Raw genomic sequence first — 25,487 nt, 5'->3', positions numbered from 1 at the left:
CTAATACTCGTATTTGTAAAAGTCGCAATATTCTTCATCGCAGAGGAGGCCTTTGAGGAGGGAGCTTTTGAGGACTTCTTCGTAATCCATCCAGCGGCCATCGACTTTGATCTTGCGGTATACCAGCCGGATGCCGTGGCTGTAATCTACATACCAATCGACATGTCCGGTATAGAGGGGTTGTATAGGCTGTCGGTCCGGTTTATGCCAGCCATAGATGGCTACACGGTGGGGCTTCGGATCGCGGGACACTTTACCGGAGATCACTACATCTTTTTTGATACCAGCGATCAGTCCAGCCCTTTTCTGGCGTTGTCCTTCTATCATAAGGTGGTGGTGCCAGAAGATGAGGGCGCTGTCGCGGTACTGGTACAGGGGTATGGGCTCCAGTTTCAATTTCGATTGCAGGTATATATCGTTGACCATTTTACGGGTGGGCAGGAAGCAGTTGAGCCCATCGGCAATCTTCTGGGCGGCCATCGGGCTCAAGGGTATGCGGGCAAAATCGGCATTGCTGCCGACGGACAGGTAATCGGGGGCTACATAGTATACCGCCTTGTGGGCCTGGCTCAGAGAATCGACCACTTCTGTTTCAATGCGCACAAAGTATTTGAGAAAGGGCGGGATATTACCCGACAGGATCTCTTCTATTGCTATGGTTTCGCGGTCTTCCCGGGTAAGAGGTATTACCTTTTTATAAAAAGCTGTTCCTGTGAGGGCCTCGTCCGGGCGATCGGGAATGACAATGTACTGGTTGCTGCGGCAGGAAGCGAATAATATGATTATCAATAGTAAGCGGAACATAGAATGAAGGTAAAGAAATCACCGTCCCCGGCTTCACATATCATATACATTTAAAAATCCATATTGCTAATTTCCTGTGTTTCAATTGCTGCCCTTCTATTCTTTATTAATGTATTCTAATTTCCACACCCTTGTATTATGGGCTTTCCTTCTTATTTTCGCCCAAAATTATTCCTGCATGAATCTCCACGAATATCAGGCAAAAGAGCTACTGAAGAAATACAATGTACCGGTTCAGGAAGGTATCCCCGTAGACAGGGCTGATGCGGCTGAAGAAGCGTACAAAAACCTCAAAGTACAGTTTGGCAATAGTTTCGCTGTGGTAAAGGCCCAGATCCACGCCGGTGGGCGCGGTAAGGGTAAGATCCAGGGTAAGGAGCAACGCGGTGTTGCCGTTGGTAAGAGTGCAGAGGATATCAAGCAGATCGCTTCCAATATCCTTGGCGGAACGTTGGTAACTATCCAAACTGGTCCTGCCGGTAAGGTGGTAAATAAAGTGCTGGTGGCTCAGGATGTTTACTATCCTGGTCCCAATGAAGTAAAAGAATTCTACCTGTCGATCCTCCTCGATCGTGGCCGTGGTCAGAACGTGATCATGTACAGCACTGAAGGTGGAATGGACATTGAAGAGGTAGCGCACAATACTCCTGATAAGATCTTCAAAGAGTGGGTTCACCCCGGTGGTGGCCTGCAAGGTTTCCAGGCGCGTAAGATCGCTTTCAACCTCGGCTTGAAGGGTGAGGCTTTCAAAAACTGCGTAAAGTTTGTTACTAATTTATATAACGCATATGTAGGGCTGGATTGCAGCATGCTGGAGATCAACCCGCTGTTTAAAACATCTGATGAGAAGATCATCGCGGTGGATTGCAAAATGAACCTCGACGACAACTCTTTGATGCGTCATCCTGACCTCGAAGCTATGCGCGATATCAGCGAGGAAGATCCTACAGAAGTAGAGGCTGGCAAGTTCAACCTCAACTTCGTAAAGCTGGATGGTAACGTGGGTTGCATGGTAAACGGCGCCGGTCTGGCCATGGCCACTATGGACATGATCAAGCTGAGTGGTGGTGAGCCTGCCAACTTCCTGGATGTAGGTGGTACTGCCAACGCTACTACTGTAGAGGCTGGTTTCCGCATCATCCTGAAGGACCCTAAGGTAAAGGCTATCCTCATCAACATTTTCGGTGGTATCGTTCGTTGCGACCGTGTTGCTCAGGGTGTTATCGATGCTTATAAGTCTATCGGTAATATCGAAGTGCCTATCATTGTGCGCCTGCAAGGTACCAATGCAGAAGAGGCGAAGAAGCTCATTGAAGAGAGTGGTCTGAAAGTACAGAGCGCTATTCTATTGAGTGAAGCTGCTGCGCTGGTTGGCAAGGCTGTAGCATAAGTTGATCATTCATTACTGATCTATATTGGGGTCGCTGGTTTCCAGCGACCTTTTTTATTGGGCTGACATGCCTGGTACATACACTACCCTACTACTGGCTATAGAGTATCCCGGGAGTATCTATGGATGAAACCCTCTATAAGACCTCTATAACTCCTCTATAAGAGCTCTATAACTCCTCTATAACTTTTACTGATTTTTAGAAGTCGCCCTGCATGAAGCGCTTGAGCATGCTGATGACGGAGCCGATGTAACGGTGGGTCTTGTCCTGCAGTTTTTCGTATATGGCAGTTTCGACATTCTGGGGCTTTTGTTCTAATGGAAAAACGTATTTGGTGTTCTTTTTATTGGCTTCGAGGTGCCGGATGGAATAGCGGTAGCCATTTCCTTTTACATCTATCTCCAGTTTCAGGTCTACTGGTATATTGAAGCCGGAAAGGCGGTGGTTAATACGTACTGAAATGTACCCTTTTCCGGTGTGGGTGCCATCAACAAATGCTACTGAATCCCAATGTACAATGAAGGGCTGGCGGAAGAAACTTTTGGCCCGCTGCATCAGCAGGGAATCGGGCATATTGAGGTGTATTTCCCCGGTATATTCGTATTGATCGATGTCATTGCGCGGCAACTGGGCAGTGGCCCGGGTACAGATGAAGAGGAGTATGATATAGCAGTAGCGCATATCATACAAGTTAGAAAATTTATTGATCTATGCAAGTTTGAATTCCGATCTCGACAGGTTAACTGGCTTCAGCTTTCCATGACCTGGGGGTTTGCCCGGTTACTTTGCGGAAGGCTTTGCTGAAGTTGCCTTCGTTCTTATAGCCTACGTATAATATGATCACTTTGATGGGCTTATCTTCCCGGAGCATCTCTTTGGCTTTTTCCATGCGCAGGTTGCGCAAGTAGGTGTACAGGCCGGCGCCATGTACTTCTTTAAAGGCTCTTTTGAGTCGTTTTTCGGGCAGCTTTACTTTGTCCGCCCATTGTGCTATGGTGTAATGCGATTTTAAAGATTGTTGCATTATCAATGCCACTTCCTTAACGCGTTCGATGTCTGCTTCTGTTAGTACAAAACCCTTCATGCAATAGCAATTGTTTATAAGCTGGTTTAATGGTTATCCGGTCCAATCGATGAATGTGCCAGGCGTTCTACCTTGAAAGCCTGTTACATAGGATTGCTTCAATAGCTGGCGTACGGTACTGTAAAAGGGTATGAATTTGTGCTGTCATTTTGTTCCGGTGCGCAACATACAAAAAGGGAGTTGTCGAAATTGCACAATATTATGTCCGATCGGTGCTACGGCTTTTTGGTGGCGTATCTGCCACAAAACTGAAATGCTTAAAGCCTTGCAAAAATCAAAATGGGGCAAAAATAAACTGGCATCGTTTTTCGTTAGGATCGATACGTTACGCTCCATTGCTTAACATAAAACGTTTGACGCAACATGAAAAACCCTGTCAAGATCTTTTTTGGTGTTCTTTTTATCAGCTACGTGCTGATGTATGGTATTATGGCGCTCATTGGTTAACAGCTTCGAGCCTTGAGCGGCGAGCTATACGCCTGGCATTCTTTATCTTCGCGGGCATGCAATCCGTTCATATCCGGTCTATTGAACCGGCCGACAACCCGGCCCTGGCGATTATTATCCGCCATACGCTTGCCGAATTTGGCGCCAATCACCCCGGTACCGTTTATTATGATAGCAGCACCGATGCTTTGTACGATCTTTTTCAAGCTCCCGGCAGTACTTATTTTGTAGCCGAACTGAATGGTAAGCTCCTTGGTGGTGCTGGTATTTTCCCTTCCGACGGTCTCCCTACCGGTACCTGCGAACTGGTAAAAATGTACCTTCTTCCCGAAGCCCGCGGATTAGGCCTGGGCAAATTACTGATCGAGCGATCGCTGGATTTTGCACGTGCTTCCGGCTATCAGCAGGTTTATCTTGAAACCATGCCTGAGCTGAGTAAAGCTGTAAGTGTGTATGAAAAGTTTGGCTTCCGTTATCTCAATGGCCCTATGGGGAATACCGGGCATTTTGGATGTGATATATGGATGTTGAAGGAGCTTACGCGCTGATCTTTACTTCGTAGATGGGGCTGAATAAATACATCTTGCCGGTTTTTATTTCGAGACACTGGTAGCGTTTTCGGAGCTTCTTTCCTTTTTTGAAGATACGCCCCTCTCCTATGTCGAATAGCTGTCCTTCGGACAGGTCTTCTACCAGTACCATCCCTTCATTGTTCCGGTCGTATTTGCGTAATACGCGCATCAATCCTTCATCGGCGCAACTGCTGGCTGGCAGGTCGTGCAGGGACTTCATGATGGCCTGCTGAATATCGGACGGGAATATCTTTTCTTTCAGGAACTCGGACAGCAGTAATGCATAGAGTGTTTTCCATTCTTTGCCGTGGGACTGTACGCGGTTGCCATATTGGGTAAAGGTGACCAGGTGGGCCAATTCATGCACCAATGTGATGAGGAAGGCATAGGGATTGAGGGTGCCGTTGACGCTGATGCGGTGGGCCTGGTATTGGGTGGCGTGGCGATAATCGCCCAAGACTGTTTTACGTTCCCGGGTAATGGTGAGGTGTACTTTGTACTGGTTCAGGTATTCCAGTACTTTCATCACTGCCGATTCGGGTATAAACCGGCGCAGGTAATCCAACGGGGCTTCCTGTTTAGGCATTCTTGTTTTGCTTGCTCAGTTTCATTACGATGGCGGCTTCTGTAATGGAATATACAAAGTAAAGGAGCATAAATCCGAGCACGGCTCCGGTATTCACGCCTTTGCTGCCAGTGGTGGTAATATAAATAAAGGCTACTACTGCGCAGATGCCCATTTTGATGAGCATGCTGCCTTTGATCATCCGTAAAAATGCATGGAGGTTCTTATTTTTTAAGGCCTTGGCATGCTGGTAAAAGGAAAAAACGGTGAGCAGGATCAGGAGGAGGTTGCCAACAATCAGCACATCGGTGTCTACGCCCCATTTTTCGAGCAGGGAGCGACCGATAATGAAGAATGTATTGGTAATCAGAAAGATAATGGTAATGGGCAGAAATGCTTTGACAGCCGTTTTATTTTCCATGGCGCAAAGGTAGGAAAAGGCAATAAGCTATCTGCCCTGTAATTTTTTGGGGTTACAAGGAAAGAAAATCGCGTTTATAGGCCGTTAAGCGCCGGCAAGAATGGCTTTCTCCGTGCGTTTGTCGGCCTGGCCGTTGGATGAAGCGGCTGCCTGCACGGGGGTGCTGCCTTCTGTCATATGGCACTGTCCGTTGAAGTTGGCGCTGGGCTCTATTTGCAGTTTGCCTGCATGGATGTTGCCATTTACCTGGCTGCCACCTTTGAGCTGTAACAGCTCTTTTACTTTGATGGTTCCGGTGACCTTGCCCATGATGTCAGCCTGCTGACCTGCAATGTCTCCATTTACCACGCCATTGGAGCCGATAACTACTTTTGCTGTGCAATTGATGTTGCCTTGTAATACGCCATCGATGCGAATGTCGCCGCTGCTGCTGATGTCGCCTTTGAGAGTTGTGCCGGAAGCGATGATGCTGGCGCCGCCAGGTGTAGGAGTTTCCTGGAAGGTCTCAGATTTGGACTTTTGGTTGAACATATGAACTGGTTTTAAATAAGTTAGGATATAATACAGTAATTCAGTACGGTACTCACCATTGGATTAACGGCAGTATTGCCTCTCTTGTTGCCTCTGTGGATTAATGCTTCGTCCTCTTACTCGTCTATGGCCTCCGGCTTGGGTATATCCAGCGCGGTGGTATCCAGCTTCACGTTCAGGTTGCCCTGCAGTACGTTCTTCACATTATCGAGGTATTGGCTGCGCTGGTACATCACCTGCTCCAGGGAATCGGTCCTGATCTTCAGTTCCCGCAGTTCCCGGGTTGCATTCACGTCACCATATCCTGGTATATACATCCGCAGGGGTGTAAATACGATAAGGGCAACCGTGAGGCCCGTAACCAATACAAATATTGTGCAAAGAAGTATGTAGACACTCAGTCTTGATAATTTAAACGTAACTACTTCTTCGTAAGTATCGTCGTTCATCACTACCAGGCGGTAGCGGTTTTGTAAGCGTTTTAACGTGGAATTGGCATCGAATTTGGCCATACAGAGGATTTCAGCACTTTAAAGGTAGCAAGATACCCCGAAAAGCCCAGTGGTGTGGAAACAAAAAAATAAAGGGTTGGCGTTAAAATATTTTTCCTGAAAATGAGTTATTGGGGTTAGTTTGCGCAGCAATGACGGTCGTGATTCGGACAATTTTAATACTTCTTCTCTGTTACGTTTGGTTGCCGGAAGTCTCCGCTCAGCAGCCCCTGCTTTCTTTTGACCTTAAAGGTAAGCCCAAGAAATACGAAGAAAAGAAACTCCGTTCTGAAAAGACCGGTGATAAGAAGTGGACTGTGGTACGCCGCTTTACGCAGAATGGTGTTACCAAGTTCAACTGGCACTTCAACGCCAATGCGAAGCTGGAAGAGATCATTGCCCGCGCTAAATACAGTTTCAAAGACGACTTTACTCAGCTCCTCCCCTTTTATAATTTCAGTCTGCAGCAAACGTCGACGGACCGGGAACTGGATTCTGTGATCTATAAGGCTAATGCCGGCATTCTCCTGCACGACCTGCGCAATACCTGGATCGACAACATGTATATGTTGATGGGCCGTGCTTATTATTATAAGAACATCCTGGATACGGCGTACCTCACCTTCCAATATATCAACTACATTTTTTCGCCCCGCGAAAAGGATGGTTACGATATTCCCATCGGCAGTAATGCTGTTGAGGGTGGCAATGCTTTTTCTATTTCTACGAAGGAAAAGACCGACATCCTGCATAAGGTATGGAGCTCACCGCCGAGCCGTAATGAATCTTTCATCTGGCAGATCAAGACTTTCCTTGCGCAGGATGAAATGCCCGAGGCTGCCGGCCTGATCGAAACGCTGAAGCATGACCCTAACTTCCCCGACAGGTTGGAAACAGACCTCAAGGAGGTGCAGGCGCTGTATTTTTATAAGCAGCAGTTGTATGATAGCGCTGCCGTGTACCTTGAACAGGCGCTTTCCAATGCATCTGGCGGTACTGAGCGGGCGCGCTGGGAATACCTGATCGCCCAGTTGTGGGAACGGGCCAACAATCATCAGCAGGCGCAGGAGTTCTACGACCGGTCTATCAAGCACACACTGGACCCCGTTATGGAGGTGTATGCCCGATTGAACAGCATACGTCAGAATAAGGGTGATGAAAAGGCTATCCAGGCAAACATCGATGACCTGGTAAAGATGGCCCGCCGTGACAAGTATACCAACTACCGCGATATTATCTACTTTGCTGCTGCGCAAATGGAAATGGAGCGTAACAATGTTGCCGGCGCCAAAGTGTTGTTGCTGAAGGCTACGCGCTACCCCAATCCTACCGGTGATAATCTTAATAAATCAAGGGCTTTCCTGATGCTTGGCGGCTTGTCGTACGACGAGAAGAGTTATGCCGAAGCCAAGCGTTATTACGATAGTGTAACTGTGGTTGACTCTTCTATTCTCAGTCAGCAGGTGTATGAGAACCGCAAGGGTGCTTTATCGCGTATCGTGCAGCAACTGGATATCATCGAACGGCAGGACAGCCTGCAACGGATTGCCAATATGCCTGAAGCAGCGCGGGAAGCGTTTATACGGAAGCTGGCTAAACAATTGCGCAAGCAACAGGGTATTAAGGAAGAAGAGCCTTCCGGCACGACTGATAACAGTAGCCTTACGCAGAACAATAATAATGCGCCTCCGCCTGATCTCTTTGGAGACAACGCCAAGGGTGAATGGTATTTTTATAACTCCGGTCTCAAATCAAAAGGGTTTAACGAGTTCAAGAACAAATGGGGTGCGCGTAAGAATGTAGATAACTGGCGCCGCATTGCTGCCGTGCGGCAAGCTGCCGCCGCCAACCAAACGATTGTTTCCGATCCCAATACCGGCAACCCGATGACCGGCATGGTGGGTTCAGATGGTTCGGCCAATGACCTGAGTTATGAAAGCTTGTTGAAGAACCTGCCGCTCACCGAGAGGCAAATGGCCGTATCGAACGACTCTATCGAGAATGCACAGGTGCAACTCGGCAAAGCTTATATAGAGGGATTGGAAGAATATGCTTCTGCCATTACCGTGCTGGAAGGTTTCCTTGAGAAGTTTGGCTATAGCAGCCTGCGTCCTGAAGCATTATACCTGCTCTATTATTGCTATAATAAAATGGGCCTTACAGCCAGTGCTCAACGCGTGGCTACTGAGCTGAAGGAAAAATATGCCGGTACTTCGTTCGAGAAAACGGTATCGAACCCCAGGGGTACGCCGGAAGAGAATGCAGCCAAGGTTGCCATGACGAAGCAGTATGAACATGTTTACAATCTCTTTATTGAAGGCAGCTGGCAGGAAGCGCAGGATCAAAAGAAGATTGCCGATAGCCTGTATGGCACCAATTACTGGACTCCCCAGTTGTTGTATATCCAGTCTGTATACTTCATCCGTCAGCGCATGGATGATTCGGCCAAGTTATCGCTGCAAAACATCGTGTCCATGTATGCCAATACGCCCATGGCTGAAAAAGCGAAGACCCTGATCGATGTATTGGGCAGAAGGGCACAGATCGAGGAATATCTTACCAAGCTGCAGATAGAACGTCCGAAGGATGACAGCATCACCACGGTCGTTGATGACCAGCCTGTAGTAGTGGCCAAGCCTGATACGGGTGTAGCGGCTCCTGTAGTAGTAGAAGAGCAGGCCCGCATCAAGGAAACGATCACCAAATCCAGTGCGGTCAAGAGCGACAGTGCCCAAAAGGCTCAACGTCCCGGCATCAATACCGACAAACTGAAGCGTGATCCGCTGGTCGTTAATACCACCCCGATACCGCAACAACCTGTGGACACTGTACAACGCCAACCTGTGGCGCCTGTGAAGAAAGACAGTGCCGTTGTGAAGGCGCGTGAAGTGATCGTGGCACCCGGCAAGCCTGCTTTCCTGTACGATCCGAATGCGACGCATATGGTGGCGCTCGTGCTCAACAAAGTAGATCCCGTGTACATTACCGAGGCGCGCAATGCCTTCAACCGCTATAACAAGGAAAAGTATTACAACAAGACTTTCCAGATGGGTAATGTGGCTATATCGGATACGCTGCGTATAATGACCATCAGCAACTTCGAAAATGCCAATGCAGCGATCGACTACCTGGAGAAAGCGCGGAAGGCCGCCCCTGGTGAGCTTATTCCCTGGCTACCGGCTGCGAAGTATACTTTTGTGATCGTTACGGAAGCCAACCTCGGCATTCTGCAGAATACGAAGGATGTAGATACGTATAAGTTGTTCCTACAGCAGATGTTCCCCGGGAAATTTTAAATCGACCACCGGTCTGGCCGCCTGAAGCGGCCTGACGGTTGCACCATAGGCTATTCTGGCAGTTTTAACAGTTTTCTAATGGGTGCCTGGATGGCAAATACTTATTGACAGACAATGGATTATGGTATATTTGAAATGTAGTCTGGTTTCAAGTATGATTTTTGCAGTTGTTCCTTAACCCTTCATAAAAGTTTATTTCTATATGACCCGTCCTGTTAAGATCTTTTGGCGAGTATTCCTATATGGTTTCCTGGCTGTGGTATTGTTTGTCCTGCTCATCAACTGGGGTGTATTTGGTGATATGCCTTCGCTGAGTGAGTTGGAAAACCCGTCCATTACGCTTGCTTCTGAAGTGTATGGCGATGACGGCACTCCTATGGGTAAATACTACCGCGAGCGTGGCAACCGCAGCTACGTGAAATACAACGATATTTCCAAGCATGTGATCGATGCGCTGGTGTCTACCGAAGACAAGCGTTTCTATGACCACTCGGGTATAGATGGCATTCGCCTGGCCAAGGCTTTTGTGACCTTCGGAAGTGATGGTGGCGCCAGTACGATTACGCAGCAGCTGGCTTTGAACATGTTCGATGAGCGGGCCAAGGGCAAGGTGGCAAGGCTTCTGCAAAAGATCAAGGAGAATATCATTGCCATTAAACTGGAACGCAATTTCACCAAGCAAGAGATCATTGCGCTTTATCTTAATACAGTTTCTTTCAGTGATAACGTTTATGGTATCCGCAATGCTGCGCGTACTTTCTTCTCTAAAGAACCTGACCGCCTGACAGTGGAAGAGGCCGCGGTGTTGATCGGTATGCAAAAGGCTACGGGCACTTATAATCCGAGAACAAATTATAAAGCTGCTTTCGACCGCCGTAACACGGTGCTGGAATTAATGGCCAGGAATAATGCCATCGCCCCGGCAGAAGCTGCACGGTTGAAGAAAGAACCCATCCGTCTTAACTACAAAAAGATGGATGAGAACAATGGTATCGCTCCTTATTTCCTGGATGTGATCCGTGATGAATTGAAAAAATGGGCTAAGGACCATAAGAAGGCCGATGGTGAAGAGTATGATGTATATGCTGACGGCCTGAAGATATATACGACTATCAATCCTCGTATGCAATTGTATGCCGAGGAATCAGTGATCAAGCATTTACCTGTTCTGCAACGTGCATTAGCTGCTCAACGGGGTCTGAAAACCGATGCGGTGTGGAAAGGTCACGAAAAGATCCTCGAGGGTTATATGAAGAGCAGTCAGCGCTGGAAAGATCTCAAAGAGGATGGCTTGAGTGATGCAGAAATCAAGAAAACCTTCTACCAGAAGGTGCCCATGAAAGTATTTGCCTGGAATCCCAAACGCGAGAAGGATACTGTAATGACACCGATGGACTCCATCAAATACAACCGTGAAATGATGCAGGCTTCTTTCATGGTGATGGACCCGCTGAGTGGCCAGGTAAAGGCCTGGGTAGGTGGTATCGATTTTAAGAATTACAAGTATGATCACGTAAACCTGAAGACCAAGCGCCAGGTAGGTTCTTCTATTAAGCCTTTCCTGTATGCGCTGGCTATCGAGGAATATGGTTTCACGCCTGAGACGCAGTGCGAGAACACGCAACAATATTTCCCCGGCTCCGGTTATGTGCCTGCCAAGAACAGGGGCCGCACCGGTACGCGCACCATGGCCAGTGGTCTTGCCTGGTCGGTGAACGAGGTGGCTGCTTATATCATCAAGCAAACCACGCCTCAACGTTTTGCCGACTTCCTGAAGCAGATCAATATCCCTACGAAAGTAGATCCCTTCCCTTCCATCAGTCTTGGTACCTGCGATCTTTCGCTGTATGAGATGATGTGGGGTTATACGATGTTCCCTTCCGGTGGTTTCAGCACCAAGCCGCTGTATATTACCCGTATTGAAGACAAAAATGGTAATGTACTGGCGCGCTTTGACACTGAGCGTAAGGAAGTGATCAGCCAGCAAACGGCTTACACCATGGCGCGCATGATGCAGGGGCCTGTAGATTATGGTACTGCTGCCGGCTTACGTGGCCGTCTGGGTATTGCTGAAATGGGTGGCAAGACGGGTACTACCAACGACAACTCCGACGCGTGGTTCTTTGGCTATACGCCTCAACTGATGGCTGGTGTGTGGATCGGTTGCGATGACCGTTTTATTCGTCTCGATGGTGGCCTCGGTGAAGGTGGCCGGGCTGCACGTCCTATCTGGGAATATTTCTTCCAGAAAGCGCTGGGTGATAAAACGCTCGGACTGGATAAGACAGCTAAGTTTGTTCAACCGGAAAACCTGCGCAACTCTTATGATATTCCTTTAGCTGACACCTCTCCTGATCCTGGTGCTGAGGGTGAGAATGTAGGTAATGGTTCTGCCGATGATTACCTGCAAAAGCCCGATACGCAAAATATTCCTACTGATTCCAAACAGGCTCTTGAAGAGCAAAAGGTATTGGAAGAAGCCAACAAGATAAAGAACCAGGTACCTGAAAAGAAAGAGAATACCAAGGAGGAAGTGAAGCCTGAAGAGAAGAAGAAAAAGGATGGCCTCTTCAGGCGCATCTTTGGTGGCAAGAAGAAGGGCGACAAAGAGAAAAATAATTAATAGTAATATACTTTAGTATAACGGGCCGTTTGCTTGCGCAAACGGCCCGTTATATTTTAAGGTATTAGTCAGTTCTTTTGCTTCGTTGATCCGTTCACTACGCTCCTTTTCTTCTAAGCTGGAAAACGAGCAAGGCTCCTACTACTGCGAGATAAAGTAAAAATGACAGCCACATAAATAATGAATTAAGAGGGGTTAGTAAACAGTCTATTGTTTCTAACGTTGATAATGAATCATTTATTATACCGGAATTGCGCGCCTTCCATCAGGGGGTGCTTTCCAAACAGTCCTTCTTTGTCGACGCTCAGGCTGAAGTTGCTGAAAAACACCTCCATAAGCCAGGGCTCGAACCGGAACTCGAAGTAATTATGCGTAGTATCCGCAATAGAAAACGTAGAATGCCGTTCGGGGCAAAACTCAAACAGCAGTGTGATTGAATCGATCTGCTGCTGTGGCAGGTGGATCATGCCTTTATTGTCGGCCGTGAGCATGCTATCACCGGGGCTAATCTTCGCATGTACATAAGGCAGCAGCACTGTATTGTTTTCAATGATGCGAATGGTTGTTTGCTTACCGGGCATGGCCTTGCTGGTTACCAACCCAAAGTCGCGCGCTGGCTGGGGCCTGCTGTTGAGGATCAGCTTACCATCTTTCAGTTGCCAATCGCCCGCTCCATAGCGGTCGAGTGCTCCGTAGGAGAAAAAGAACCGGAAGGTTGCATCTGCATTCAGTTTAAAACCGGAGGCCACTTCCATCACTCCGTCTAAATAATACTCTCCAATCATGTTCAAAGGTTTTTGCGCCTGCATATGGCATGCAGTCATCGTGATAATAGCTGTACTCAGCCACCGTTTCAAATTAGTTATCATCATTCCGGAGGCAAAGTAACTGAGCTCCGGGCAAGTGTAATTGTTGCATTTAGCGAGGTGCAGGAAAAACCTAATAAACAGTAGGATTTACTGTATAGAATGCGAAACAATATTGTTCTGCGGATTTTAATTTGTGTACGCACGATCTGGCATGATCAATGGCGTGTTCTACCTGATATTCAGATCATATTGCATGGTCATGAATGGTGACCGTCTTTACCCTATCAGGACAAATTACCTTACATTTAATCATGGTATGCCGGCTCCCGAAACTCCTGCTTCTTATTGTGATCATTTGTTGTTGCAAGCCGGGCAACCTCGCGGGCCAGTCTCCAGGCCTCAGCCGGATATGGGCCGTGAAAGATGGTCTTCCTCAATCTTTTATCAGTGGCATCTTCCAGGATAAGGATGGATTTCTCTGGATATCTACGCTCAATGGGTTTTGTCGTGGGGATGGACGGACATTCAAATATTTCCGCCACACATATGCTGATAGCAGCGGCCTTGGCAGCAATATTATTTTACACTTGTTCGATGCGGGCAATAACCAGCTGCTGTTGTGTTATATAGATGGGCGGATGGACCTTTTCAATACCGTTACCGAGCAGGTCATTCCTCTTTGGAAAAACAAAGCATTCGATGTATTGCGATCTGAAACTCACTGGTTCAAAAGTCTTGTAAAGGATCACCACGGAACCGGGTGGATGATGGCGCATGATGGTGGTGTTTTCCGGCTGGACCTGCACGGGCAATCGGTGAAGCATTACTCCTTATCTGAGCTGCAGCTCTCTCAACCTGTGCTGGGGCTTGCTGTGCGTGGGGATTCGCTGCTGCTGTTTACAGAAACACGTCTCTTTGTACGGGATAATACAGGAAAGGCTGTCCGGAACATCTCTTATCCTTTCCAGTCTCTTCATTTATTCAAAACAGGCAATGCCAACATTTATTCTCCTGCCATGAGGGCTAATGGTGATATGCTCATTCCTTATGCAGATGGAATAAGAATATGGAATATTGAAACGGGCTTTTTCAAATCTGTTCTGTTTGCCAGGAATAAAGTGCGCGCCAAGCTGATCGACAGGTTTGACCACAACGGTAATTATTATTTTGAGTGTGACAGTAATCTCTACCTGCTTCGGCCGGATAATTCTTTAACGAAATGGCCTTTGATCAATCCTGCCGTTGAAGGGATCATCACCTCGATGTGTATTGACCGGTCGGGCGTTCTTTGGGCAGGCACCAATGGTTATGGATTGCGGCAGTACAACTTGTTGAAGACAGGCATGGATGGGTATAAGTACCAACATTCTTTTGTGATCGATGTTTTGGATCATTATACGCCCTCCTCTGCACCTGTAGCAGGGGCCGGCACTTTTTTAAACAGGTCTGTTGCTTTCGCCAATCGTTGTGTCAGCTTTCATGACTCTGTCTGGATCACCGATGTCAACCAGCAATGGACACAACCAACGCTGACGCTCTTCGCCAACCATAGGGTGTCAGAGCTGACTTTTCGTAATGAAGATAAATTGTCTGTAAATGGGCCAACCCGGATCATGTTCCTTGCTTTTACACCGTCGGGTGTTTTATGGGGCATCGATCAGCATTTTTCGTTGATACGATTCAATATCCAACAACGTACTTTCCGGGTACTTCAACGCATTGCGCTGGACCCGGCAGAAGAGTTAAATGGTATGACGGCAGATGGGGAGTCTGCTTTTTATATCACTACCACGCGCAACCTGGTGCGGGTCGACTCTCTCGGACAGATGGTGAACCTTACTTCTCTCCTACCCAGCAAAGAGCTGCTAACGGTGAGCAAAGATCATGATGATGGCAATATCTTATGGATCGGTACGCTTTCTGACGGATTGATCCGGCTGGACAGAACAACGCAACGCACACAGGTATTCAGCATGGCTACCGGTCTTCCTAACAATACCATCTATAGTGCGCTGGAAGGGAGCGACCATCAGCTTTGGTGCAGCTCCAATAAAGGAATATTTGCTTTTAACAAACAGCTTCATACGGCACAATCTTTTACCTCCAGCAATGGATTGCCCGATAATGAGTTCAACAGGTTTTATTACATGGAGATGCCTGGTGGTGATCTTGCTTTTGGCGGCCCTATGGGATATACCATCTTCAATCCTTCGAAGCTGGAAACGGATAATTTTGATCCTCCCATTACTTTGACTGGCATGGAAGTGATCAACCGGCCTCGCCAGGACTCTGTATTGAGGAGCTTGTCTGCATTGCATTTGCGGTATGATCAAAACTCAATTACAGCTGAATTTGCCGCCATGCAATTCGACTTCCCTGAGAAGCTGCAATACAGGCATATGCTGGAGGGCTTCGATAAGACGTGGATAATGACAGGTAATGATAACAAGGTTTATTATACGAACCTTCCTCCCGGCCGTTATACCTTGTTATTGAATGCCAGCAATACCAGTGGAAAATGGAGTAAACATGTTCGTCGCATCCAACTTATTATTACTCCTCCTTTCTGGCGCACCTGGTGGTTTTATACCGTTGCGATCTTGCTGGTAGGCCTGATGGTCTATTTATTCCTGCAGCAACGGATCAGCAGCCTGAAAAAGGAACACAGGCAACAACTGCAGTTTGAACGTAAGGCCATGGAACTGGAAGCTATGGCTTTGCGGGCCAGGATGAACCCTCATTTTATCTTTAATTGTCTCAATTCGATCAAAGCGCTGATACAGGAAAAAGAGGATAAGAAGGCTATTGCTTATCTCACCAGTTTCGTTACGCTGATCCGCAAGCAACTGAGTCATACCAGTGATAAAACGACGTTGCAGGAAGAGCTGGATACCTGCCGGCTGTACCTGCGGCTGGAGGCCATGCGTTTCGACGACCGTATCGCTTATGAGTTCGACATTGCCGACAACGTGTTGCCGCAGCAAGTGATGGTACCGCCACTGATACTGCAGCCTATTATCGAGAATGCCGTTGTGCATGGGTTGATACCCATGGAGCAGGGCGGCCTTGTGAGTGTGCGGGTATACCGGGAAGGCCGCTATGTCATTTGCTCGATAGAGGATAATGGGATTGGCCGTGTTGCATCGGCGGCTCAACAGCAAAGAAGCAGCCGCCTGCACGAATCCAAAGGTGTAAGGATGTTGGAAGAACGGATATATATACAGAATCGCCTGCATGAGTGGTCGGGCTCTATGGAAACCACCGATCTATATGAAGGTGGCAAATCCTGCGGTACGCGCGTAATGCTTAAATTTGATACCGGATTATGATAAATGCCATTATTGTAGATGATGAAAAGAGCGCCATCATTGCGCTGCGCAATGACCTGACAGCTTATTGCCCGCAGGTGACGATACAGGGTGAGTTCACCCGTGTTGCCGATGCGATGGACCATATCCGTATGTATTCGCCGGGGTTGATCTTTCTGGATATCGATATGCCGGTGATGAATGGTTTTGATTTTGTGAAGGCACTCCCCTCCTCCATCGCACCATCCATTGTTTTTGTTTCTGCTTACAGTGAATTTGCCGTCCGTGCTTTTAAAGTGAATGCGCTCGATTATTTACTTAAGCCTGTTATTCCATCTGAACTGGAAGCGGCCGTGCAAAAGGTGCTGGATAAACGGGTGGGAACGGCTGCTGTACCTGAAGGGGCCAAGGGTAAGATCGCCTTACCCGTGAATGATGGTTATAACCTGATAGATCCTACACATATCATCTACTGCAAGGCGGCCGGGGCTTATACAGAGATCGTGATGGACAATGACAAGAGCTTCCTGATATCGAAGACCCTGGGCCGAACGCAGGAGCTGATGCCTGCGGATTATTTTGAAAGGGTGCATCAATCTTTTCTCATCAATGTTAATCATGTCAAGAAATTCAGGAAGGGGGAAACGCCTTCTGCTATTATGATTAATAATGACGTGGTAAAAGTGTCCCGGCAGAATAAGGACAGGCTTGCGCTGTTGTTGGGTATCCGGTGAGAGCTCCTCCTTTAGATCAGGGTGAGCCGCTCCCGCAGGGCGGGACAAGCTCTTAGAGGGCGACCCACCCTTCGACAAAAAAGCCTCCCGTGTAAGGGGAGGCTGCGTCAATTGGAAATAATGACTTACCTGTACAAATTCAATTTTTGCTCCAGGTAGTGATCTGGAATCGTCTCCGTATTATACAATTGTAGCTCTGTGTTGGTCAGGATTGGCAACTCATGCCCACTGCGATAGTCGAAGTAGTTTGTCTCTGTTATGTACAGCCTGTCGTTCGTAATCTTCCACTTGCCATTATAGGTGCTGCCTGTAACAACAATAGTCAGTGTGCTGTCTGCACGGAATTCGAAATAGTCGGCCGTGGTGAAGCGTGTTGTGTCTTTACTGTTGACGCCATAGTTCGTGTAGTTGCCAATGGCTTCTTTGATGGTCCACTTTCCTACGATCTGCGACGACAGGGAAAGCGTAGAGTCATTGTCCTTCTTGCAACTAATAAGACAAATCATAATGGCAAGGGCAAAGACTGAGAGCATGGATACTGATCTTTTCATGGGGTATGTTTTGTTTTAAAACGATGGTTGGAAAGGTGAAATTGAGTGGTTGGTTATGCTGCCGGCTGTTTGACAGGATCGAATTGGCCAATGGCGGGTATTGCATCATCATTGGCAGGAGAATGTTTGTGCTGTCACGGCGTCTTTAGTACCCGAACCGTTAAGAGCGGCCTGTCCATCTCCATCAACCTGATAAAATAAAGGCCGGCAGGCAACGAGGGTGGTAATTCACAACGGATGACCGGCGTCCTTCTGGCAGGCAAAGGAATGCTATGAATGATCTGTCCCACCCCATTGAGCACCACTGCCGAGGTAATTTTCTCATCTGACGTGGTGTATATGTTTACAACATTGGTAGCAGGGTTAGGGAATACACGGGGGTGTCCGGAACCCGGGGACCAGCTCTCTTGTAAAGGAGGCCGTTCATGGGACCGCAGGGGTAAAAGTATAGCCAAGTAATTATTGGCAACCGAACCACACAAACCATTGTCTGTAGTGCCCGGGGGCAACATAGGGGTGGCAGCGCAGGCAGCACCGGTGCAGGTGTTGGCGGCCGGATGCGTGACCCAGGCGATGGGGCCTCCCGGTATCTGCCACTGTATCTGCGATGCGGTACCTGATTGGGACAAGAACCCGGTACCAGCGCCATTGGCCACAGCCGCCCGGGTTACGATGTAAGAAGGTCCTGCACTCGTCTCCGTAAAGAAGCCCGTGCTGCTCTTAAAGCTAAAAGAATTGCACATCTCAACAGTGGCACCCATGCCTAACCTGAAATATGTATCGCTGATAATAGTGGACCATGATCCGTGGATCACGAACATCCCATAATCATGTATGGTGAAATTGGTTTCTCCAGGGTTAATGGCTCCTGATAAATACAAGTATCCATTGGAGCAAACGTTCACGTTGGAAATCGCAGAGGCAGGCGCCGTGGCCTCTCCTGTATAGGCATTGGCCATCAGCCGAGCACTTCCCATAACAATGATGGACCCGGTCTTACCAACGTTGAGGTTACCAACCGTTACCGAACCTGACTGAATGATCAATGTACCATTGATGGTATAGGCTGTTGTATTATTGATGGGACCTGCTATACAATAGGTGGTTCCCGCTGCGATAGTGCCGCCAGCGGGTAATACATTGTCTGCACCCGGAGGACAGGCTCCTGACCCGCACTGGGCAACAAGGGTGAACTGTAAAAGAACGAGGGGTAAGAGAAGAATGAACATCTTCTTCATAGCATTTAGGATTTTACCCGTACAAAATACTGCCTGCGTCTCGCAGCATATAGCAGGAATATGACCTGCTGATTGTTTGGCGGTGAATAATTGGTGTAATGGGTATTTTAGTTTGTAGGCTGCCCGATATACTAAGCAAGACTTAAAACCTATCAACGACCTGCTTCGCCTCCCAAACGACCGCCTGCATTGATTTTCAGCTACGTATGTACAAAACTGACAGTGTTTTCGGGAGCATTTGCCTTAGGTCATAAAAACCGTCAGTTCATCCTGTTCTTTTGCCAGCAGGTCTAAAATCCCTTTCGTGTTGTATTAATCTTTTTTAGCTTTAGTTACTTTAAAACATAGCTAACATGAAAAACAAACTGCTTCTCGCAGCATCTCTGCTGCTCCTGCTTGCGCGCGCCAATGCCCAACTTACCACAGCTCCGGAAGGTGGCAACCGCAAGGCCATGGTTAGTGAGAATATCGGTATCACCAATGTAACTATTGAATACAGTCGTCCCGGCGTGAAAGGCCGTGAGGGAAAGATATGGGGTGGGCTTATTCATAAGGGATTTGCCGACCTAGGTTTTGGCACCAGCAAGAATGCTCCGTGGCGTGCAGGCGCGAATGAGAACACCGTGATCGAGTTCACTACGCCTGTAATGATAGAGGGCAAGTCTGTTCCTGCCGGTAAATATGGTTTGTTCATTGCTTATGATCCCGATGCTTCTATCGTTATCCTTTCTAAAAATCACACATCGTGGGGCAGCTTCTTTTATGATGATAAAGAAGATGCCGTACGTGTAACGGTGAAGCCTGTACCGATTGACAAGAGTGTTGAATGGCTCAAGTATGAATTTCTGAATGAAACGGATTCTTCGGCTACTGTGGTGCTGGAATGGGAAAAGCTCAGGATACCTATCCGTCTTGAAACTGATCACGTGAATTTGCAGGTGGCCTCTTTCCGTAATGAGCTACGCAGTGAAAAGAGCTTCAATGTAGGCTGGCAAACCTGGAACCAGGCGGCTATTTATTGTGTAATCAATAATGTAAATCTCGAAGAGGCACTGGCATGGTCAGATCATGCCATCAGTGATCAATTCGTTGGGCAAAAGAATTTCAATACGCTTTCTACGAAGGCACAAATATTAAGCAGACTCAATCGCCAGGCAGAAGCTGATGCGGTTATGAAAGAAGCATTGCCACTGGGCAGCGCCAACCAAGTTCATAATTATGCACGTCAGCTGCTGCAACAGAAGAAAGGCCAGGCGGCTTTTGATGCTTTTAAACTGAACTACGATAAGAATCCCAATACTTTCACCACCAATGTGGGCATGATGCGTGGTTACTCAGCTATGAGTAATTACAAGAAGGCTTTGGAATATGCACAGAAGGCACTGCCTCAGGCGCAAGACAAAGTGAATAAAGATAATGTGGAACGCATGATCAAGTTGTTGCAGGATGGCAAGGACGTGAATTAATTACATCCGAGCAATTCGCACAGCTTCGTTTGGAGGCCCTGTCCGCGCAAGTTCTTACCAATGATCTTGCCAGTGGGATCGATAAGGAAATTTTGAGGTATGCCTTCCACTTTATAGAGGCGGGCTACCTCATTGCTCCAATATTTAAGGTCGCTTACCTGTGTCCAGGTGAGGTTGTCATCTTTGATGGCTTCCAACCAGGGTTGCTTGTCCCTGTCGAGTGATACACCCAACACCGTAAAGTTCTTATCCTTGAACTTGTTGAAGGCGCTTACCACGTTGGGGTTTTCCATGCGGCAGGGTCTGCACCAGCTTGCCCAGAAATCTACCAATACGTATTTGCCGCGGAAGGAGGCGAGGGTTACAGGTTTACCAGTTGTATCATTTTGTGTGAACTCAATGGCCTGGCTACCGATGGCGCCTATCTTGCTATCGTCGATGCGTTGTTTCAATATCTTTCCGTAAAAGTTCTGCTGGCCAGTCGTAGCAAGGAGGTTGTAATGTTTTTCCAGTACACTTATGTCCTGCTCCAGTTCGCTTGTTACCACCAACACAAAAGGAGCTACGGGTGAGTTCTTTCTTTCGGTAGTAAACTTCTCGATGGCTGCTTTCGTCTTATCGAGGTGGTTCATATAGGCCACCATGATGGAGTCGCCGGGCTGCACATTGGGTGTGGCGTATAATTTCTGGTTCATTTCCGACAGGGTCCTGAACATAGGGTTGAAAGTAGTTTGGAAGGCCACAAAGTCATCGTGTACCGGTGATCCTTTAACAGCCAACTGCTGCAGGTTCTCAACATTGCCTTGTACAGTAAGCTGATCATTGCCCATGAAGAGTACCGTCTTTTTGCTGGCGCCATCAAAGTTCAGCTGGTAGAGGTTGGCTTCTTTCACGTTACCTTTCAGCTCAAAGGCACCGTTAGTGATGGTGCCGCGGGCCAGTGTATCGGTGGCATTGTTTACATCTGTGAGGGTAACTTTAGAAGCCTCTGGCAGTCCTGCCACATTACCCTTGATCACAAATCCTGTTTGAGCCAGTAACCCCAGGGGGGAGAATAATATGCCAACCAATAACTGTTTCATAGAGAACCTTTTATTTAGAATGTCGCTGTTGTAAAACGTTCACGACGGACTGTAAATTATGCCCTTTTGCGTTAAGTAAAATTAAATAATGGAAAAGGAGATCGGCGGCCTCGTTCAGGAACAGGTCGTCGTTGGAATCCTTGGCCTCAATCACCAGCTCTACGGCTTCCTCCCCCACTTTTTGTGCCATTTTATTGATACCTTTTCCAAAGAGCTGACGTACATAGGATTTCTCATCGCTGCTCTTTTTACGCAGTTCAATGATGTCTTCCAGATAGTAGAGAAAATCGTCGTGATGGTTGCGTTCGCTCCAACAAGTATCGGCGCCTGTGTGGCAGGTTGGCCCCAGGGGCTGGGCTTTGATCAGCAAGGTATCGTTGTCGCAATCGGATAGTATCTCTTTTACCATCAGGTGGTTACCGCTCTCCTCGCCTTTCGTCCACAGGCGCTTTTTGCTTCGGCTGTAGAAGGTAACCTTGCCTTCGGACATCGTTTTCTTCACGGCATCTTCATTCATAAACCCCAGCATCAATACTTTATGGGTTTTGAAATCCTGTACTACGGCAGGTACAAGTCCATCGGTGTATTTTGAATAATCTACTTTCATTTGTCTTCTTCTTTGGTTTTCTTTGCCCGCAGGCTTTCCATGAGTTGCTCCTGTCTTTCCTGGCGTCTTTCTAAACGATCTGCACGTCTGCCTTCCTGCTTACTCCTGACATATTGGACGATGTACAGGGAAACAACCAGTATTATTAGTGCAGGAATGATCATACAGGTCTGATAGCTATTTTTTTGTCCTGCAAATATCCCTTTAATTCGGGAATACTGATCTCTTTAAAATGGAAGATGCTGGCTGCCAATGCCGCATCGGCTTTTCCGCCTTCGAATACATCTACAAAATGTTGCATACTACCGCCACCACCGCTGGCTATTACCGGCACCGGCAGTGCTTCTGCCAGCCGGCGCGTAATATCGAGGGCAAAGCCTTGCTTGGTGCCATCGTGGTTCATGGAGGTGAGCAGGATCTCTCCGGCGCCGAGGTCTACACCTTGTTTGGCCCAGTCGAAGCATTTGGCTTCTGTTTTTACCCTGCCGCCATTGAGGTATACGTACCACTCTCCATCGGCTTCCTGGCGGGTATCGATGGCCAGCACCACGCACTGGCTGCCGAATTCTTTAGCCAGTTCGTTGATGACTTCAGGCCGCTTGAAGGCGGCTGTATTGACTGATATTTTATCGGCTCCATTTTGCAGCAGCACCTGCACATCTTCCACGCTGCTGATGCCACCACCTACTGTGAAGGGAATATTGATGTGGTGGGCAATGCGGTTGACCAACTCGCTCAATGTTTTCCGCTTCTCATTGGTGGCCGTAATATCCAGGAATACCAGTTCATCGGCTCCCTGCTGTGCATAGAGGGCACCCAGCTCAACAGGATCGCCTGCATCACGCAGGTTCACGAAGTTGGTCCCTTTCACCGTGCGGCCGTCTTTAATATCCAGGCAGGGTATGATACGTTTTGTTAACACGTGTAATTATTTTTTAGCGCTTATATTTTCACCAGGTCATTGACTGCAATGCGTCCTTCGTAGATCGCTTTGCCAATAATTGCTCCGCTACAACCTATCTCCTGAAGTTGCAGCACATCATCCATATTGCTTACGCCGCCACTGGCAATCAAATGCAGTTGCGGGAACTTCTTGATGATGTTCTTATACAATTCTATTGAAGGGCCTTGCAACAATCCGTCCTTGCTTACATCGGTACAGAATATCTGTTGCACACCGTGTGCGATGTACTTTTCTATAAAATCATAGATCCATATGTCGGTTGTTTCCAGCCAACCGCCTACGGCAATCTTCTCTTCTTTTACATCGGCTCCGAGCAGGAACTTATCTGCACCATAGGTGAGCAACCACTTTACAAACTCCTGTTCATTCTTCACGGCGATGCTGCCCACTGTAGCCAACGCAGCACCGGAGTTGAAAACGATCTCTACGTCTTTATCGGTCTTGATACCGCCACCAAAGTCGATCACCATTTTGGTTTTAGATGCCAGTGTCTCCAACACTTTCCAGTTCTTCACGGCACCGGCTTTGGCACCATCAAGGTCTACCAGGTGCAGGCGCTCCAGGCCAGCGTCCTCAAATTCGAGGGCTACCTCCAACGGGTTTTCGTTGTATATCTTCTTCTGTTCGTAATCGCCTTGCGTGAGGCGCACGCATTTTCCGTCGATGATGTCTATAGCGGGAATGATCTGCATTTTCTTTTGTAACTGTTTTTCCATTTTAATGAATTCAATGCCGTACTTGTGCCAGGTAGCGCCTGTGGCCTGCATACCGAACTTCTTATAGATGCTGGTGGCCGACAACCGGGCATTGCACCAGATGGATTGTTTGTTGTGGCGCTTAGCCCAATCCAGTACGTATTGCAGGAGGGATGTACCATATCCTTTTCCCTGCTGATCGACCTTTGTGGCAAACTTCCTGAACTGTACGCTTCCTCTTTCCTCAAATACGGAGATGACGGATATCACTTCTCCTTTTACATATATACCCCAATGTAATCCTACTGCATCTTCTTCCAGCTTCACGAAGTCGATCGTCTCCTGCGGATACATCACTGTTTGACGCATCCTCCACACTTCCGGTAATGGTATTGTTCTGATCTCCATCTATATGCTCAAAAAGTTTTTCAACAATTGCTCTCCTACCTGTGCACTCTTTTCGGGGTGAAACTGCAGGCCATAGAAGTTATCTCTATGCAAACCCGCACTGTAGGGCTGTACATAATCGGCCGTTGCGATCGTATGTTCGCCCAGCGCAGCGTAGTAGCCGTGTACAAAATAGCAATAGCTGTTTTCCGGAGTGTTCTTAAACAGGTCTGTCTTCAGGTTGTAGATCGCGTTCCAACCAATCTGCGGCACTTTAAGTGTGCTACCGGCTGGTGGTGTAAACTGTTTTACCTGCTCAGGAAAAATACCAAGGCAGGGTGTGTCATTTTCTTCGCTGTAGGCGCACATCAGCTGCATGCCAAGACAAATGCCCAGCACCGGTTGCTGCAGGTTTTTCAGCACTTCGTCCAGTCCTCTTTCTTTCAGGTAGCGCATGGCGCTGCTGGCCTCACCTACGCCCGGAAAGATCACTTTGTCTGCACTGCGTATCTGCTCATGGTCATCCGTCACAGTTGCCTCTACGCCTATTCTTTCCAATGCATACAATACTGACTGTATGTTGCCGGCATTGTATTTAACGATCACTAAGCTCATAATATTTATTGTAAAACCGTATTCAGAAATTGTTTTACTGCTTTTGGTACGTCGGTCTGGTTTTCCAGCGCCTTGATGAAGGCGGTGCCGATGATAGCGCCCTGCGCATATTGGCTGGCAGCTTCAAAGCTGGCTTTGTCTTTTATACCAAATCCTACCAATACCGGATTGTTCAACTTCATATTCTGCAAGCGTTGCAGGTACGCACTTACGCCGCTCATGTCCTTATCTTTTCCCGTAGTGGAAGAAGATGATACTGCGTACAAGAAGCCAGTGCTCAGGGCATCGAGGCGCTTGATGCGCTCTTCCGATGTTTCTGGCGTAACCAGGAATATGAAATCAAGACCGTACTTTTTGATGATGGCGCCATACTCTGTTTGAAATTCATATTCAGGCAGGTCGGGCAATATCAATCCGTCAACGCCTGCGGCGGCTGCATCTTTACAAAACTTCTCAAAGCCGTATTGCAGTACGGGGTTCATATAACCCATCAGGATAACTGGTACAGTAATACCACCACGCACACCATCTCCGCCGGTGGCCTGTCTCATATCTTTCAACTGTTCAAACAGTGTTTTGATGGTCATACCATTGGCAAGGGCAACAGCACTGCTGGCTTGTATCACCGGTCCATCGGCCAGGGGATCGCTGTAGGGCATACCCAGTTCGATGAGGTCGGCGCCATTTGCCTGCAGGGCCTGCATTACCGGCAGGGTGCTGTCGAGTTGCGGATAGCCTGCCGTGCAATAAATATTCAGTACATGGTCTTTTTTCTTCTTGAATAGCTCCTGTATCCTACTCATAGT

General features: G+C 47.8%; 24 protein-coding genes. 7 read left to right on the top strand and 17 right to left on the bottom strand.

The genetic code is table 11. The features are described from left to right. Nucleotides 1-804 carry a hypothetical protein gene (locus AC5JBY_RS13565; protein ID WP_495905139.1) on the bottom strand — a complete coding sequence of 268 codons (804 nt, stop codon included), beginning with the start codon at nucleotides 802-804 and terminating at the stop codon, nucleotides 1-3. A 178-nt stretch (nucleotides 805-982) separates the two neighbouring features. Here AC5JBY_RS13565 and sucC point away from each other — a divergent pair, with 178 nt between their 5' ends. After that, a complete protein-coding gene (sucC, locus tag AC5JBY_RS13560) occupies nucleotides 983-2,194 on the top strand; it encodes an ADP-forming succinate--CoA ligase subunit beta (protein ID WP_495905138.1) in 1,212 nt (403 codons plus the stop codon). A gap of 199 nt (nucleotides 2,195-2,393) precedes the next feature. Here sucC and AC5JBY_RS13555 read toward each other — a convergent pair whose 3' ends face one another. Both AC5JBY_RS13555 and AC5JBY_RS13550 read right to left on the bottom strand, forming a co-directional pair. Beyond that, nucleotides 2,394-2,876, bottom strand: a complete 483-nt coding sequence (locus AC5JBY_RS13555) for a hypothetical protein (protein WP_495905137.1) — start codon at nucleotides 2,874-2,876, stop codon at nucleotides 2,394-2,396. 58 nt (nucleotides 2,877-2,934) lie between these two features. Further along, nucleotides 2,935-3,279 (bottom strand): helix-turn-helix domain-containing protein, encoded by a 345-nt coding sequence (locus tag AC5JBY_RS13550; RefSeq protein WP_495905136.1) that lies wholly within the window; start codon nucleotides 3,277-3,279, stop codon nucleotides 2,935-2,937. 503 nt (nucleotides 3,280-3,782) lie between these two features. On the opposite strand from AC5JBY_RS13550, the gene AC5JBY_RS13545 reads away from it, so the two are divergent. After that, nucleotides 3,783-4,274: a GNAT family N-acetyltransferase gene (locus AC5JBY_RS13545; protein ID WP_495905135.1), complete on the top strand. Its 492-nt coding sequence runs from the start codon at nucleotides 3,783-3,785 to the stop codon at nucleotides 4,272-4,274. Here AC5JBY_RS13545 and AC5JBY_RS13540 read toward each other — a convergent pair. The 4 genes from AC5JBY_RS13540 to AC5JBY_RS13525 all read right to left on the bottom strand — a co-directional run bounded on the left by AC5JBY_RS13540 (nucleotide 4,264) and on the right by AC5JBY_RS13525 (nucleotide 6,327). Beyond that, nucleotides 4,264-4,884 (bottom strand): SprT-like domain-containing protein, encoded by a 621-nt coding sequence (locus tag AC5JBY_RS13540; protein ID WP_495905134.1) that lies wholly within the window; start codon nucleotides 4,882-4,884, stop codon nucleotides 4,264-4,266. The genes AC5JBY_RS13545 and AC5JBY_RS13540 overlap by 11 nt on opposite strands. Then, nucleotides 4,877-5,284 carry a hypothetical protein gene (locus AC5JBY_RS13535; protein ID WP_495905133.1) on the bottom strand — a complete coding sequence of 136 codons (408 nt, stop codon included), beginning with the start codon at nucleotides 5,282-5,284 and terminating at the stop codon, nucleotides 4,877-4,879. The genes AC5JBY_RS13540 and AC5JBY_RS13535 overlap by 8 nt, the downstream gene beginning before the upstream one ends. A gap of 84 nt (nucleotides 5,285-5,368) precedes the next feature. Beyond that, nucleotides 5,369-5,815, bottom strand: coding sequence for a bactofilin family protein (locus AC5JBY_RS13530; protein ID WP_495905132.1), 447 nt, complete (start codon nucleotides 5,813-5,815; stop codon nucleotides 5,369-5,371). Nucleotides 5,816-5,931: 116 nt separating this feature from the next. Next, nucleotides 5,932-6,327 (bottom strand): hypothetical protein, encoded by a 396-nt coding sequence (locus AC5JBY_RS13525; RefSeq protein WP_495905131.1) that lies wholly within the window; start codon nucleotides 6,325-6,327, stop codon nucleotides 5,932-5,934. 182 nt (nucleotides 6,328-6,509) lie between these two features. On the opposite strand from AC5JBY_RS13525, the gene porW reads away from it, so the two are divergent. Further along, the gene (porW, locus tag AC5JBY_RS13520) at nucleotides 6,510-9,602 is read left to right on the top strand and encodes a type IX secretion system periplasmic lipoprotein PorW/SprE (RefSeq protein WP_495905130.1); all 3,093 of its coding nucleotides are present in this window, start codon (nucleotides 6,510-6,512) and stop codon (nucleotides 9,600-9,602) included. Nucleotides 9,603-9,804: 202 nt separating this feature from the next. Continuing rightward, nucleotides 9,805-12,225, top strand: a complete 2,421-nt coding sequence (locus AC5JBY_RS13515) for a penicillin-binding protein 1A (protein ID WP_495905129.1) — start codon at nucleotides 9,805-9,807, stop codon at nucleotides 12,223-12,225. Between the two features lie 233 nt (nucleotides 12,226-12,458). Here AC5JBY_RS13515 and AC5JBY_RS13510 read toward each other — a convergent pair whose 3' ends face one another. Further along, nucleotides 12,459-13,010 (bottom strand): hypothetical protein, encoded by a 552-nt coding sequence (locus AC5JBY_RS13510; protein WP_495905128.1) that lies wholly within the window; start codon nucleotides 13,008-13,010, stop codon nucleotides 12,459-12,461. A 335-nt stretch (nucleotides 13,011-13,345) separates the two neighbouring features. Between AC5JBY_RS13510 and AC5JBY_RS13505 the strand changes: the two genes are divergently transcribed. Together AC5JBY_RS13505 and AC5JBY_RS13500 are read left to right on the top strand one after the other, a co-directional pair. Further along, nucleotides 13,346-16,363, top strand: coding sequence for a sensor histidine kinase (locus AC5JBY_RS13505; protein WP_495905127.1), 3,018 nt, complete (start codon nucleotides 13,346-13,348; stop codon nucleotides 16,361-16,363). Next, nucleotides 16,360-17,076 carry a LytR/AlgR family response regulator transcription factor gene (locus AC5JBY_RS13500; RefSeq protein ID WP_495905126.1) on the top strand — a complete coding sequence of 239 codons (717 nt, stop codon included), beginning with the start codon at nucleotides 16,360-16,362 and terminating at the stop codon, nucleotides 17,074-17,076. Before AC5JBY_RS13505 ends, AC5JBY_RS13500 begins: the two co-directional genes overlap by 4 nt. Before the next feature lie 125 nt (nucleotides 17,077-17,201). Here the strand turns inward: AC5JBY_RS13500 and AC5JBY_RS13495 are convergent, their stop codons facing one another. Together AC5JBY_RS13495 and AC5JBY_RS13490 are read right to left on the bottom strand one after the other, a co-directional pair. Next, nucleotides 17,202-17,627: a hypothetical protein gene (locus AC5JBY_RS13495; protein WP_495905125.1), complete on the bottom strand. Its 426-nt coding sequence runs from the start codon at nucleotides 17,625-17,627 to the stop codon at nucleotides 17,202-17,204. Nucleotides 17,628-17,761: 134 nt separating this feature from the next. Then, nucleotides 17,762-18,865 carry a T9SS type A sorting domain-containing protein gene (locus AC5JBY_RS13490; protein ID WP_495905124.1) on the bottom strand — a complete coding sequence of 368 codons (1,104 nt, stop codon included), beginning with the start codon at nucleotides 18,863-18,865 and terminating at the stop codon, nucleotides 17,762-17,764. Between the two features lie 353 nt (nucleotides 18,866-19,218). Between AC5JBY_RS13490 and AC5JBY_RS13485 the strand changes: the two genes are divergently transcribed. Beyond that, the gene (locus AC5JBY_RS13485; RefSeq protein WP_495905123.1) at nucleotides 19,219-20,331 is read left to right on the top strand and encodes a DUF2911 domain-containing protein; all 1,113 of its coding nucleotides are present in this window, start codon (nucleotides 19,219-19,221) and stop codon (nucleotides 20,329-20,331) included. Here the strand turns inward: AC5JBY_RS13485 and AC5JBY_RS13480 are convergent. The 7 genes from AC5JBY_RS13480 to trpA are packed head-to-tail and all read right to left on the bottom strand — an operon-like array spanning nucleotide 20,328 to nucleotide 25,484. Then, a complete protein-coding gene (locus tag AC5JBY_RS13480) occupies nucleotides 20,328-21,413 on the bottom strand; it encodes a redoxin domain-containing protein (protein ID WP_495905122.1) in 1,086 nt (361 codons plus the stop codon). The two genes, AC5JBY_RS13485 and AC5JBY_RS13480, sit on opposite strands and share 4 nt — an antisense overlap. 10 nt (nucleotides 21,414-21,423) lie before the next feature. Continuing rightward, nucleotides 21,424-22,020 (bottom strand): bifunctional phosphoribosyl-AMP cyclohydrolase/phosphoribosyl-ATP diphosphatase HisIE, encoded by a 597-nt coding sequence (hisIE, locus tag AC5JBY_RS13475; protein ID WP_495905121.1) that lies wholly within the window; start codon nucleotides 22,018-22,020, stop codon nucleotides 21,424-21,426. Continuing rightward, entirely contained in the window at nucleotides 22,017-22,184 is a 168-nt protein-coding gene (locus tag AC5JBY_RS13470; protein WP_495905120.1) for a hypothetical protein, read from the bottom strand. Before AC5JBY_RS13470 ends, hisIE begins: the two co-directional genes overlap by 4 nt. Next, nucleotides 22,181-22,942 carry an imidazole glycerol phosphate synthase subunit HisF gene (hisF, locus tag AC5JBY_RS13465; protein WP_495905119.1) on the bottom strand — a complete coding sequence of 254 codons (762 nt, stop codon included), beginning with the start codon at nucleotides 22,940-22,942 and terminating at the stop codon, nucleotides 22,181-22,183. Before hisF ends, AC5JBY_RS13470 begins: the two co-directional genes overlap by 4 nt. 20 nt (nucleotides 22,943-22,962) lie before the next feature. Beyond that, the gene (gene hisA / locus AC5JBY_RS13460; RefSeq protein WP_495905118.1) at nucleotides 22,963-24,087 is read right to left on the bottom strand and encodes a 1-(5-phosphoribosyl)-5-[(5-phosphoribosylamino)methylideneamino]imidazole-4-carboxamide isomerase; all 1,125 of its coding nucleotides are present in this window, start codon (nucleotides 24,085-24,087) and stop codon (nucleotides 22,963-22,965) included. Then, a complete protein-coding gene (gene hisH, locus AC5JBY_RS13455) occupies nucleotides 24,088-24,681 on the bottom strand; it encodes an imidazole glycerol phosphate synthase subunit HisH (RefSeq protein ID WP_495905117.1) in 594 nt (197 codons plus the stop codon). 5 nt (nucleotides 24,682-24,686) lie between these two features. Further along, nucleotides 24,687-25,484: a tryptophan synthase subunit alpha gene (gene trpA / locus AC5JBY_RS13450; protein ID WP_495905116.1), complete on the bottom strand. Its 798-nt coding sequence runs from the start codon at nucleotides 25,482-25,484 to the stop codon at nucleotides 24,687-24,689. Nucleotides 25,485-25,487: the final 3 nt, after the last annotated feature.

It is taken from the genome of Paraflavitalea sp. (assembly GCF_059502485.1).
Note: the sequence above shows the minus strand (reverse complement) of the source record. Positions and strands in the feature narration are given on the sequence as shown.

What these genes read in the sequence shown, in the direction of transcription:
- AC5JBY_RS13565 (WP_495905139.1), bottom strand. Translation starts at nt 804, where the DNA reads ATGTTCCGCTTACTATTGATAATCATATTATTCGCTTCCTGCCGCAGC.
- sucC (WP_495905138.1), top strand. Translation starts at nt 983, where the DNA reads ATGAATCTCCACGAATATCAGGCAAAAGAGCTACTGAAGAAATACAAT.
- AC5JBY_RS13555 (WP_495905137.1), bottom strand. Translation starts at nt 2,876, where the DNA reads ATGCGCTACTGCTATATCATACTCCTCTTCATCTGTACCCGGGCCACT.
- AC5JBY_RS13550 (WP_495905136.1), bottom strand. Translation starts at nt 3,279, where the DNA reads ATGAAGGGTTTTGTACTAACAGAAGCAGACATCGAACGCGTTAAGGAA.
- AC5JBY_RS13545 (WP_495905135.1), top strand. Translation starts at nt 3,783, where the DNA reads ATGCAATCCGTTCATATCCGGTCTATTGAACCGGCCGACAACCCGGCC.
- AC5JBY_RS13540 (WP_495905134.1), bottom strand. Translation starts at nt 4,884, where the DNA reads ATGCCTAAACAGGAAGCCCCGTTGGATTACCTGCGCCGGTTTATACCC.
- AC5JBY_RS13535 (WP_495905133.1), bottom strand. Translation starts at nt 5,284, where the DNA reads ATGGAAAATAAAACGGCTGTCAAAGCATTTCTGCCCATTACCATTATC.
- AC5JBY_RS13530 (WP_495905132.1), bottom strand. Translation starts at nt 5,815, where the DNA reads ATGTTCAACCAAAAGTCCAAATCTGAGACCTTCCAGGAAACTCCTACA.
- AC5JBY_RS13525 (WP_495905131.1), bottom strand. Translation starts at nt 6,327, where the DNA reads ATGGCCAAATTCGATGCCAATTCCACGTTAAAACGCTTACAAAACCGC.
- AC5JBY_RS13515 (WP_495905129.1), top strand. Translation starts at nt 9,805, where the DNA reads ATGACCCGTCCTGTTAAGATCTTTTGGCGAGTATTCCTATATGGTTTC.
- AC5JBY_RS13510 (WP_495905128.1), bottom strand. Translation starts at nt 13,010, where the DNA reads ATGATTGGAGAGTATTATTTAGACGGAGTGATGGAAGTGGCCTCCGGT.
- AC5JBY_RS13505 (WP_495905127.1), top strand. Translation starts at nt 13,346, where the DNA reads ATGGTATGCCGGCTCCCGAAACTCCTGCTTCTTATTGTGATCATTTGT.
- AC5JBY_RS13500 (WP_495905126.1), top strand. Translation starts at nt 16,360, where the DNA reads ATGATAAATGCCATTATTGTAGATGATGAAAAGAGCGCCATCATTGCG.
- AC5JBY_RS13495 (WP_495905125.1), bottom strand. Translation starts at nt 17,627, where the DNA reads ATGAAAAGATCAGTATCCATGCTCTCAGTCTTTGCCCTTGCCATTATG.
- AC5JBY_RS13490 (WP_495905124.1), bottom strand. Translation starts at nt 18,865, where the DNA reads ATGAAGAAGATGTTCATTCTTCTCTTACCCCTCGTTCTTTTACAGTTC.
- AC5JBY_RS13485 (WP_495905123.1), top strand. Translation starts at nt 19,219, where the DNA reads ATGAAAAACAAACTGCTTCTCGCAGCATCTCTGCTGCTCCTGCTTGCG.
- AC5JBY_RS13480 (WP_495905122.1), bottom strand. Translation starts at nt 21,413, where the DNA reads ATGAAACAGTTATTGGTTGGCATATTATTCTCCCCCCTGGGGTTACTG.
- hisIE (WP_495905121.1), bottom strand. Translation starts at nt 22,020, where the DNA reads ATGAAAGTAGATTATTCAAAATACACCGATGGACTTGTACCTGCCGTA.
- AC5JBY_RS13470 (WP_495905120.1), bottom strand. Translation starts at nt 22,184, where the DNA reads ATGATCATTCCTGCACTAATAATACTGGTTGTTTCCCTGTACATCGTC.
- hisA (WP_495905118.1), bottom strand. Translation starts at nt 24,087, where the DNA reads ATGGAGATCAGAACAATACCATTACCGGAAGTGTGGAGGATGCGTCAA.
- hisH (WP_495905117.1), bottom strand. Translation starts at nt 24,681, where the DNA reads ATGAGCTTAGTGATCGTTAAATACAATGCCGGCAACATACAGTCAGTA.
- trpA (WP_495905116.1), bottom strand. Translation starts at nt 25,484, where the DNA reads ATGAGTAGGATACAGGAGCTATTCAAGAAGAAAAAAGACCATGTACTG.